Origin of the sequence: Aquimarina sp. U1-2 (assembly GCF_017897595.1) — a bacterium.
GTDB lineage: Bacteria > Bacteroidota > Bacteroidia > Flavobacteriales > Flavobacteriaceae > Aquimarina.
In genome coordinates this window covers 1-425 of record NZ_JAGKIK010000086.1, presented here as the reverse complement: position 1 = coordinate 425, position 425 = coordinate 1, and the positions used below count along the sequence as shown (strand labels likewise).

1 protein-coding gene and 1 pseudogene are annotated in these 425 nt (G+C 31.5%); both read right to left on the bottom strand.

Features of this window, described 5'->3' with window-relative positions; genetic code table 11:
• A pseudogene (locus J8281_RS19135) lies at positions 1-226 on the bottom strand (cysteine hydrolase); the annotation flags it as partial.
• A 64-nt stretch (positions 227-290) separates the two neighbouring features.
• Positions 291-425, bottom strand: a 135-nt coding sequence (locus J8281_RS20030; protein ID WP_210199253.1) for a DUF1348 family protein, incomplete at its 5' end; no start/stop codon positions are given.

Genomic DNA, 425 nt, shown 5'->3' with positions numbered 1-425 from the left:
CTGCAAGTTTAAAGATTGTTTCTAAGTTTTCAATAGTATTGTTTTCTTTTACGCTTTCTCCAACTGCGCCCCAAGCTACGCCACTAGGACTAAGAAAATCGTTTTGAGGGTCAGTAATCACTATAGCTGTGGTTTCGTCTATTACAAAACCAGGTTCTGGTAATTGTGCATACACACTTGTAATTCCTGTAAGGATTGCTAAAATCGTTCTAATTAAATTTTTCATATTTACTGATTTTTATAGTTTATATTACATTGTTAAATGATTTGGGTGTTAACATATAGGTCTTCTAAAGTTTTCTTTCTGATGCTGTAATTTTTTCATCAATAATACTAGTGTATCTTCTTAGGATTAGACCGTTGGTATCATATTCACAAATTTCATTACCATTTGCTCTATACCATTCATTCTCACTATTTTGATA